Source organism: Pseudomonas pisciculturae, assembly GCF_015461805.1.
Lineage (GTDB): Bacteria > Pseudomonadota > Gammaproteobacteria > Pseudomonadales > Pseudomonadaceae > Aquipseudomonas > Aquipseudomonas pisciculturae.
Genome location: NZ_JACVZE010000012.1, coordinates 156,423 through 164,983, shown reverse-complemented (window position 1 = coordinate 164,983; position 8,561 = coordinate 156,423). Strand labels below are relative to the sequence as shown.

Sequence of the window (8,561 nt, the reverse complement as noted above, 5' to 3'; positions counted from 1 at the left end):
GCACCATACTGGCTGCCTTGAGTTTGAATTCACTGGAATAAGATTTGCGCATATTCAAAACACCTCAAATTTAGGCGCCATCATAGCGCCCGATTAAAGTGTCCAAAATCATTAGGCCAGATCAAGCTCGCTCCTACAGGGTTGGGGTCAGCCGATGGGCAGTTCGCCGGTCACAATCGCCGTCACGATGAAGATGAAAAACATCGGGATCGACCACTTGAAGAATTCCTTCTGATACTCCCCAAACGTCATCTCCGTACGGTTCATCAGCAAAAACAACCACGCCACCGTCGGGCTGGCATAGCGCAACGCTTGACCCATAAACGACGCCACGCCGATCTCGGTGGGGCTGATGCCGAACTTGTAGGCGATGGGCGCCACCACCGGCAGGATGCCGAAGTAGTACGCGTCCACCGGCAAGGCGTAGCAGGCGAGGGCGCCGAGGAAGGCGAAGATCAGTGCGGTGTGGCTGCCCATGGAGTCTGGGATCAGGCTGGCCATGTGTTCGGCCACGGCGCCGGCCATGCCGCTGCCGTTGAAGATGCCCAAGAAGCAGCCGGCGGCGAGGATGATCGAGGCCACGGCCACGGCGTCGCCACCGTTGGCGGTGATGCGTTCGCGTTGCTCCACGGCGGTGTAGTTGACCGTCAGTGCAATCGCGGTGCCAAGCATGAACACCACGGCGCCGCTGGCCCAGCCGGCAATCAGGATCACCAGCATGCCCAGGGTTAACGCCAGGTTGAACAGGAAAAGACGCGGGCGCTTGAGTTCCTTGTCATGGTCCTTGATCACGTTGACCATCTGCACGATCTGTTCAGGCGTCACGATACCGTTGGCACCCTTTACAAAGCCCAGGCGTTTGCGTTCCTTGATGCCCATCAGGTAGGCCATAAAGAACACATAGAGAAACGACACGCCGAGGATCGGCAGGATCGCCACGAACAGCGTGTTGACCTCCACATTCAATACCGCCGCCGCCCGTGCCAACGGGCCGCCCCAGGGCAGGCAGTTGCCCAGGCCGCAGGGCAGGATGATCAGCATCGCCAGGTTCGACAGCTTCATGCCCATCTGTTTGTACAGCGGCAGGAACGCGGTAGTGATGATCAGGATGGTGGTGGTGCCGTCGCCATCCAGCGTGACCACGGCCGAGGTAAACGCGGTGACCAAAATAATTTTCAGCGGGTCGCCGTTGGCCTTGCGGATGAGGAAGGTACACAGCGGATCAAAAAGCCCCACGTTCATCATCAGGCTGAAATACAACACGGCAAACAGGATCATCACCGTGGGGTTGACCGTGCCCAGGGAGACCTTGCCAGCCTCGTTCTGCGAGTAGAACAGCCCCTCGCGCACCCATTGAATGATGGTGCCCATCGGCACGCCATTGACCAGGCACGCCAGCACCCCCACGGCCAGCGACACCACGATGAGGCCGGTAAACGGCGATAGTTTTTGCTTGATGACCAGCACCAAAAACAAGGTGATCAACACATAGCCCAGAACTGTCAGCATCTGAACGTCTCCACAATTTTATTTTTATAGTGAGCGCAGCAGGTGGGGCGCCAAGCGCCCCGGATACAGCCTTGAACGTTACTGGCCTTCCAGCAGTTGGGTGACCCACGCCGGGGCCAGCGCCGGCAAGGGCTGGCCGCTGTCTCGGGCGCGAGTGTAGGCATCGATCACGTCGCGGCGCTGGTTTTCGTAGGTACTTTTTTTCTCCGAGGCTTCCAGCACTTCCACCAAGCGTGCGCGGGGTACCACGGTGACGCCGTCGTAGTCGCCGAACACCAGGTCGCCCGGTGCTACCTCGACACCGGCGCAGGTCACGGTGGCGTTGATCTTGCCCGGGCCTTGCTTGCCGGGGCTGCGTTGCATGAAGCCCTTGGCGTAGATCGGGATGTCCAGTTGGGCCAATGGCACCTTGTCGCGCACACAACCGTCGATGACCATGCCGGCCAACCCAACGGCCTGGGCGGCACCGGCCATCAGGTCGCCGATATAAGCGCGGCCGGGGTAGGCCTTGCCGGCCACCACTAGCACGTAGCCGGGCTGGCCCTGGTATACCGCGACGTGGATGGGGAAGTTGTCGCCGTCTTCGGTGTCGACGGTGTAGGCGGTGCCGAGCATCACCTTGCTCTCATCCAGGGGCATTAGGTCGGCATCCATGCAGCCGTTACGCGGGATGCCGAGGCTTTGCATGCCGTCGCACAGTTGCGCCGGGCTGAGTTTGCGAAAGCGCGCGAGCAGGTCGGCGGGGATCAGGTCGGGCAGGGGGAAGTAGTGTTCAGTGTTCATGGCAGGGCCTCAGGCGTGGGCAGCAAAGTGGGCGATGGCGGTGCGAAAATCCATGTCGCTGCCACCGGGGCCGAGCAGGCTGGCCCAGTCGGTGGCGGCAAGATTTTCGAGCTGGGCATGGGTGGCGCGGGTCATTACCGGGTCGACGCCGACGGCTTCGAGGGTGGCGACCGCATCGTCCATTTCCGCGCTGCGGCGCTTGGCGTGAATCAGCGTGCGGGCGGTGAAGGTGTTGGCCAGTTGCTCGATGGTCTTGCCATTGAGCGAATCCCCCAGAGACGCCACCAGTGTGTCGAGCACGCCAAACTTTTCACCGGCCTGGAAGGCTTCCAGCAGCAATTGCGGCAGGCCTTTCATCACCACGCTCTTGAGCATCTTGATGGCGGAGGCGGCGCCGGCTTCGGCGTCCAGCACGGTCAATTGCATGCCCCGTGGCGTGAAGGCCTCGGCAAATGCAGCCGCGCCGTCGCCTGCCAGCAGCATAGGTACGCGGTGGTTATTGCCGGGCACGGTGCCCATCACGGCGCTGTCGCAAAAGCCTACGCCAGCGGGGCGGGGCAGTTGGTCTATGGCTTGTTTGACGGTGGGCGCGGCGGAGTTCATATCAACATAGGTTTGCCCGGCGACCAGTAGCGGCAGGGCTTTTTGTGCAATGGCCAACGCGCTGCTGGCGCTGGTGAGGCACACCACGAAGCGGGCATCGCGGCAAGCGTGTTCCAGGGAGTCGAAGAGGGTGACGTGCAGTTGCTCGGCGCGTTGTTGCAGGGTGGGGCTGACGTGGGCGTCGAAGGCGCCGATCTGTAGATCGCCGGTGGTACGTAGGCCCGTGCAGAGGTGGTAGGCGGCTTCGCCAAACCCGATGAAGACGATATCCATCCAGTGTTTCCTTCATTGTCTTTGTTATTGATGAAGGAAGAGCAAGGGCTGTGCCACTGCGTTCGACTCTATGTAAAACAATGGGTTAGGATTTTAAGGTTGAAATGCTGCGTTGCATGGCATTTCAAATAATTGCGCCATGCAATAATCTGCAATCTCTACCCGTGCTGCTGAGGTCTACCATGCAAGGCACCATCGCCGTGATTTCCCCCTCCAGCACCCTGACCTCGGTGATGCGCGGCATCCTCCAACAGCGCGGTTTATCGCTGCTAGTGGTGGAAGCCGCCCAGCACGACGCAACCCTCAAGGCACGCCAACTGCTCGACAGCGGCGTCAGCGTGATCATCAGCCGCGGCCGCACCGCCAGTGTGTTGCGCGAGCAATTGCGGGTGCCCATCGTCGAGGTCAAACACACGTTTTTCGACTGCATCAATGCCTATCACAAGGCGCAGCAGGTGTCGGACAAGGTCGCCTTCCTGGCCACGTCCGAGGGCTATGCGACGATTCTGGAAAAAGCGCGGCCGTTTATGCCGCAGGTGTCGATCTGCCTGATCGACCCCTTGGGCAGCAGCCAGGCCACCGAGGCGCAGCTGGACCGCTTGCAGGCGCAAGGCATTGAAGTGGCGATTGGTGGTTTGTCATCGCGCCAGGCAGTGATGGCGCGGGGCATGCGCTACATCATGTCCGAGGCCGACCCAGATGCGGCCGAAGAGGCCATCGATGAAGCCTTGCACTTGTTGCAGATCGAGGAGGAGCGGCGGCTCAAACGCGTGGAATTGCAGAGCCGCTACGAGATGATCCAGTCGATCCTAAATTGCGTGTCCGAAGGCATATTCAGTGTCGACAGCCAGCGCACCCTCACCAACATGAACAGCGTGGCCACGGGTTACCTGGGCAGCCTGGGGGTTGGTGACAGCATCAATGGCCTGCTGACCCAGGACTATTTCAGCCAGGTACTCAACCACGGCCGCCCGGTGCGCGGTGCGCTGATCAGTCTGGGGCGTTTGTCGCTGACGTTGAGCATCGCCCCGATCACCCTCGACAACCAGGTGATCGGCGCCGTGGCCACCCTGCAAAGCCAGACCGAAATCACCGCCATCGAACGTAAGATGCGGCGCCAATTGGCACGCCTGCACCTGGCCGAAAAAACCTTCGACGACATCATCGGCAGCAGCCCGGCGCTGGCCAAGGCCAAGCGCCTGGCCCTGACCTATGCGGCGGTAGACAGCACAGTGATGATCGAAGGCGAAACCGGCACCGGCAAAGAGCTGTTCGCCCAGAGCATTCACAACGCCTCGCGCCGCAAAAACGGCCCGTTCGTGGCGATCAACTGCGCAGCGTTTGCCCCCGGTGTGCTGGAGAGCGAACTGTTTGGCTACGTCAAAGGCGCCTTTACCGGCGCACTCAACGAAGGCAAGGCGGGCGTGTTCGAACTGGCGCACACCGGCACCATCTTTTTGGATGAAATCAACGAAACCTCTACCGACATCCAGGTGAAACTGCTGCGCACCTTGCAAGAGCGCAAGGTGGTGCGCATTGGTGATGACAAAGTCACGCCCATCGACATCCGCATCATCACCGCCAGCAACAAAAGCTTGCCGCAGTTGGTGGCTCAGGGGCTGTTTCGTGAGGACTTCTTCTACCGCATCTGCGTGCTCAAGTTGCACCTGCCGGCGTTGCGTGAGCGCCGTGGGGATATTTCCGAGTTGGTGCGCTACTTGTTACTAAGCTTGCCGATGGACACGGCCGAGCCTTCGGATGATTTGTTGGTGCGTCTTAGCGGTTATGCGTGGCCGGGCAATATTCGGCAATTGGGTAATGTCGTCGAGCGCCTGGCGGTGATGAGCCAAGGGCGGCCGTTTGCGCAGCCGTGGCTGGAGGAGGTATTGGAGGATCTGTCCACCGATGTGGCGGTTGAGCAGGGCGCTCCCATCAAGAGCGAATTGGCGTTGCTGCACGATGTACTCAGCAGCGTACGCGGTAACCGCGAAGAGGCCGCCAAGCGCTTGCACATCAGCACTACCACCTTGTGGCGGCGGATGAAAAAGTACCTGGATGAAGACCCTGGGTGCTTTGACAGTGCGCGGTATTGACTGGCCAACCTCGCGCCCCCTGTGGGAGCTGGCTTGCCTGCGATAGCTATAGCTCAGGCACCACATCTCTACCGGCCATACCGCCGCCTTCGCAGCCTAGCTAACCCGGCAATGTCGATGCGAGATGAGGGTGCTGCCTGTATCCCGCAAAACCCAGCGATCTGTGTCTACCGCGCCAGACACCCACTGGCTAGCCTGACCCCTCCCTTCCTCACACAATCGAGCGCATCATGGATCTCACTGGCGTCCCCTTTGGCATCACCGATTGGTCCATCGTCGAACCCACACTCCACCCAGGCGTCACGGGCAATGCGTCTTGGCGCACCTGCCACTTTGGCACCACCCGTGTGCGCAGGGTGCAATACTCCCCCGGCTACCTGGCGGATCACTGGTGCTGGCGTGGGCATATCCTGCTTTGCCTTGAGGGCGAGTTGCACACCGAACTGGAGGACGGCCGCCAATTCACCCTGGCGGCCGGCATGAGTTACCACGTAGGCAATGACATGGAAGGCCATCGCTCATCGACCGCCACCGGGGCAACGTTGTTTATTGTGGACTGATAGAGATGTAGTGCCCGTGCTACAGCTTTCGCAGGCAAGCCAGCTCCCACCTTTGACTGCATTCCAAAGGGGGAACGCGGTCACCTGTGGGAGCTGTCGAGCTTTAGCGAGGCTGCGAAGGCGGCGGTGCTGGCGGCAGAGATGGGGTGGCTGAACTACAGCTTTCGCAGGCAAGCCAGCTCCCACATTCGACTGCATTTCAACAGGATGAATGCGGTCATCTGTGGGAGCTGTCGAGCTTTAGCGAGGCTGCGAAGGCGGCGGTGCTGGCGGTAGAGATGGGGTGGCTTAACTATAGCTTTCGCAGGCAAGCCAGCTCCCACATTCGACTGCATTTCAACAGGATGAATGCGGTCACCTGTGGGAGCTGTCGAGCTTTAGCGAGGCTGCGAAGGCGGCGGTGCTGGCGATAGAGATGCAGCGTTTTAATGCATCTTGCTGTGGTCCATACCATCCAGCCCTCGGGCCGGGGCTTTGACTTCAATCGACTGTTGCTCGCCCTTGGCGTTTTCGACGGTAAGGGTCAGCGGCACCTGGTCGCCTTCCTTGATCTGGCCGGTCAGGCCCATCAGCATCACGTGGTAGCCGTTGGGGTCGAGGGTCACGGTCTTGCCGGCGGGCAGGGCGACCGCGTCCACCGGGCCCATGCGCATCACATCATCCTTCATGCTCATCTCATGGATTTGCACGTCCTTGGCCACCGGCGACGCCACGCGCAGCAGCTTGCTGTCGCTGTCGGCGGTAACGGTCATGAACGCGCCGCTGCTCGGCTGGCCCGGCACGGTGGCGCGTACCCACGCGTCGCTCACTTGCACCTGGGCACTGGCGTGCGCCGCGAGGCCCAGTAGGGTCAGGCCGAAGGTGAAACGCTTGAGGTGTTGAACGGCAGTCATTAGCAGACCTCCATGACGGTGAGCAGGTCTTCTGCGCACTCTTTAGCGGTAAGGGATGCCTGCAGGCCCAGGCGCAGGTTGCCACGGGTGTCGAACACAAAGCTGGTAGCCGTGTGGGACAGGGTGTAGGTGTCGCCGGCGGGGATCTTTTCATAAAAGATCCCGAACTCCTTGGCGGCCACGGCGATTTCTTCCGGGGTGCCGTAGAGCGCTTCGAAGCTGGGGTCGAAGGCCTTGACGTACTTGTCGAGAATCTCTGGCGTGTCGCGCTCCGGGTCCAGGGTGATAAAGATCACCTGCATGATCTCGCCATCGCGGCCCATCAGCTTCTTGGCCTGGGCGGCGCGGGCCAGGGTGGTCGGGCACACAGCCGGGCACTGGGTGAAGCCAAAGAACACCACCGGCATCAGGCCACGGTAGGAACTGAGGGTGACCGTGTCGCCCTCGGTGTTCTTGAGCTTGAAGGTGCGGCCCATGATCTTGTCGCTCAAGTCCTTGCCGTACTTGAAGTTCAACTTGGGGCTGTTGTCACAACCGCCCAACAGGCTGCCCAGGCCCAACAGGCCCATGCCGGTCAGCACCTTGCGGCGGGTGAATAACGTACTCATCAACTGTGCATCCTGTGAAACGCCTGCATTGCGCAACATCAACAACCCAAGCCTGAAAAAGGAGTAACGAGGAGGGCGCCAAGTCTACCAACCCCGGCACGCCTGCGTAATGTGCGACGTTCTGCCACAGGGTCGCTCCGTGCTTCATCTTGGAGCACTTGGGATGGTAGAGTCGCCGCCATGAAATTGAGCCACCCCGACCGTTCGCTGATCGCCTGGAGCCTGTACTTCTGCGTGCTGATGAACCTGTTTGTCTGCGGTTTGGGGCATGGGCAGATGACGGGGCAGGTGCTCAATGGCATCGGTGGCGAGTTCTGTTCGGTGGATGGCAAGCAGGCGCCACTTTCCGACAAAGGGTTGGGCAGCCCGTCTTCCAGCAACATCTCGAACTACTTTGCCTGCCCGGTTTGCATCGCACTGACCGTTGCCCTGGTGTTTTTGATCGGGTTGGCGTGGTTATTGGGGCTTGGGCAATCTCCGCGGCCGGCTCATGAACGGCGCAACAAGGCGCCGCCGCGCTATGCCTGGCCCTCGGCCAACCCCCGCGCTTCCCCCGCAATCTGACGTGTGCCCTGGGCCTCCTGAGACCAGGAGGCGTTCTCTCGTCACGACTGCGAGTGCCTTTTATGAATCCTGCATTGCCCGCCGGCGCCAGCCGCCTGGTCAGCAAGGCGTCGCGCCGCCTGCGCGCGGAACCTTTGCGGCCTGATTACCCGAGCAATTCCCGATGTTTCGTGCACTTGGATGCACGCCTGTTGCCGTATTGGCACGCCTTGTTCGATATCTGCCCGGCGCTGCTCAAGCTCGACCCGCCGGAGGGGCTGAATATGTTTCGCAGCTTCATGACGTGGGCGTATCGCAACAAGCCGCCGCAGGATTGGACGTATCACTTGAACGTGTGTCGGTGGTTGTTGGGATCGCAGTACCGCACGCACATTGATGATGAGCTGATTGAGGCATTTATGGCGGCTGCGGCGGCGTGCTGGGTAAACACGGATGAGAGTCAGGCTTATGGCGTGGTCGTGGCTTGGCAGGGTTCGACGGTTTTTGATTGGAAGGGCGCAGCATTGGCGGACGTCGAACGCCAGGCGTTGCCGGGCGCGGAGCAGGATTTTGCCTGGTCTACGCTGAATGCTAGGGGAAGGTTCAATGGTTGGTTGCCAGTGTCCTGAGATTGTTACGCAACCCCTAAAAGAATGATTGTTCCCGTGCGACGCAGTCTACGCTGCGGGCGTTCTC

At 60.6% G+C, this 8,561-nt stretch carries 9 protein-coding genes; 4 read left to right on the top strand and 5 right to left on the bottom strand.

The annotated features are described in order from the left end of the window. Nucleotides 1–147: 147 nt before the first annotated feature. The 3 genes from ICY20_RS26515 to ICY20_RS26505 form a co-directional block, all read right to left on the bottom strand. The gene (locus ICY20_RS26515) at nucleotides 148–1,509 is read right to left on the bottom strand and encodes a CitMHS family transporter (RefSeq protein WP_159963008.1); all 1,362 of its coding nucleotides are present in this window, start codon (nucleotides 1,507–1,509) and stop codon (nucleotides 148–150) included. Between the two features lie 78 nt (nucleotides 1,510–1,587). Next, entirely contained in the window at nucleotides 1,588–2,292 is a 705-nt protein-coding gene (locus ICY20_RS26510; protein ID WP_159963007.1) for an RraA family protein, read from the bottom strand. A gap of 9 nt (nucleotides 2,293–2,301) precedes the next feature. Then, nucleotides 2,302–3,168, bottom strand: a complete 867-nt coding sequence (locus tag ICY20_RS26505; RefSeq protein WP_159963006.1) for an NAD(P)-dependent oxidoreductase — start codon at nucleotides 3,166–3,168, stop codon at nucleotides 2,302–2,304. Nucleotides 3,169–3,350: 182 nt separating this feature from the next. On the opposite strand from ICY20_RS26505, the gene ICY20_RS26500 reads away from it, so the two are divergent. Together ICY20_RS26500 and ICY20_RS26495 are read left to right on the top strand one after the other, a co-directional pair. After that, nucleotides 3,351–5,261: a sigma 54-interacting transcriptional regulator gene (locus tag ICY20_RS26500; RefSeq protein ID WP_194939056.1), complete on the top strand. Its 1,911-nt coding sequence runs from the start codon at nucleotides 3,351–3,353 to the stop codon at nucleotides 5,259–5,261. Nucleotides 5,262–5,491: 230 nt separating this feature from the next. Continuing rightward, complete coding sequence (locus tag ICY20_RS26495) at nucleotides 5,492–5,821, top strand: DHCW motif cupin fold protein (RefSeq protein WP_159963004.1); 330 nt, start codon at nucleotides 5,492–5,494, stop codon at nucleotides 5,819–5,821. Between the two features lie 425 nt (nucleotides 5,822–6,246). Here the strand turns inward: ICY20_RS26495 and ICY20_RS26490 are convergent, their stop codons facing one another. Continuing rightward, complete coding sequence (locus ICY20_RS26490) at nucleotides 6,247–6,714, bottom strand: copper chaperone PCu(A)C (RefSeq protein WP_194939055.1); 468 nt, start codon at nucleotides 6,712–6,714, stop codon at nucleotides 6,247–6,249. Then, nucleotides 6,714–7,322 carry an SCO family protein gene (locus ICY20_RS26485; RefSeq protein WP_194939054.1) on the bottom strand — a complete coding sequence of 203 codons (609 nt, stop codon included), beginning with the start codon at nucleotides 7,320–7,322 and terminating at the stop codon, nucleotides 6,714–6,716. Before ICY20_RS26485 ends, ICY20_RS26490 begins: the two co-directional genes overlap by 1 nt. 180 nt (nucleotides 7,323–7,502) lie before the next feature. On the opposite strand from ICY20_RS26485, the gene ICY20_RS26480 reads away from it, so the two are divergent. Then, complete coding sequence (locus ICY20_RS26480) at nucleotides 7,503–7,886, top strand: DUF2946 domain-containing protein (RefSeq protein WP_159963002.1); 384 nt, start codon at nucleotides 7,503–7,505, stop codon at nucleotides 7,884–7,886. A 62-nt stretch (nucleotides 7,887–7,948) separates the two neighbouring features. Next, the gene (locus tag ICY20_RS26475) at nucleotides 7,949–8,494 is read left to right on the top strand and encodes a putative natural product biosynthesis protein (RefSeq protein ID WP_159963001.1); all 546 of its coding nucleotides are present in this window, start codon (nucleotides 7,949–7,951) and stop codon (nucleotides 8,492–8,494) included. The last annotated feature ends 67 nt before the right edge of the window (nucleotides 8,495–8,561 follow it).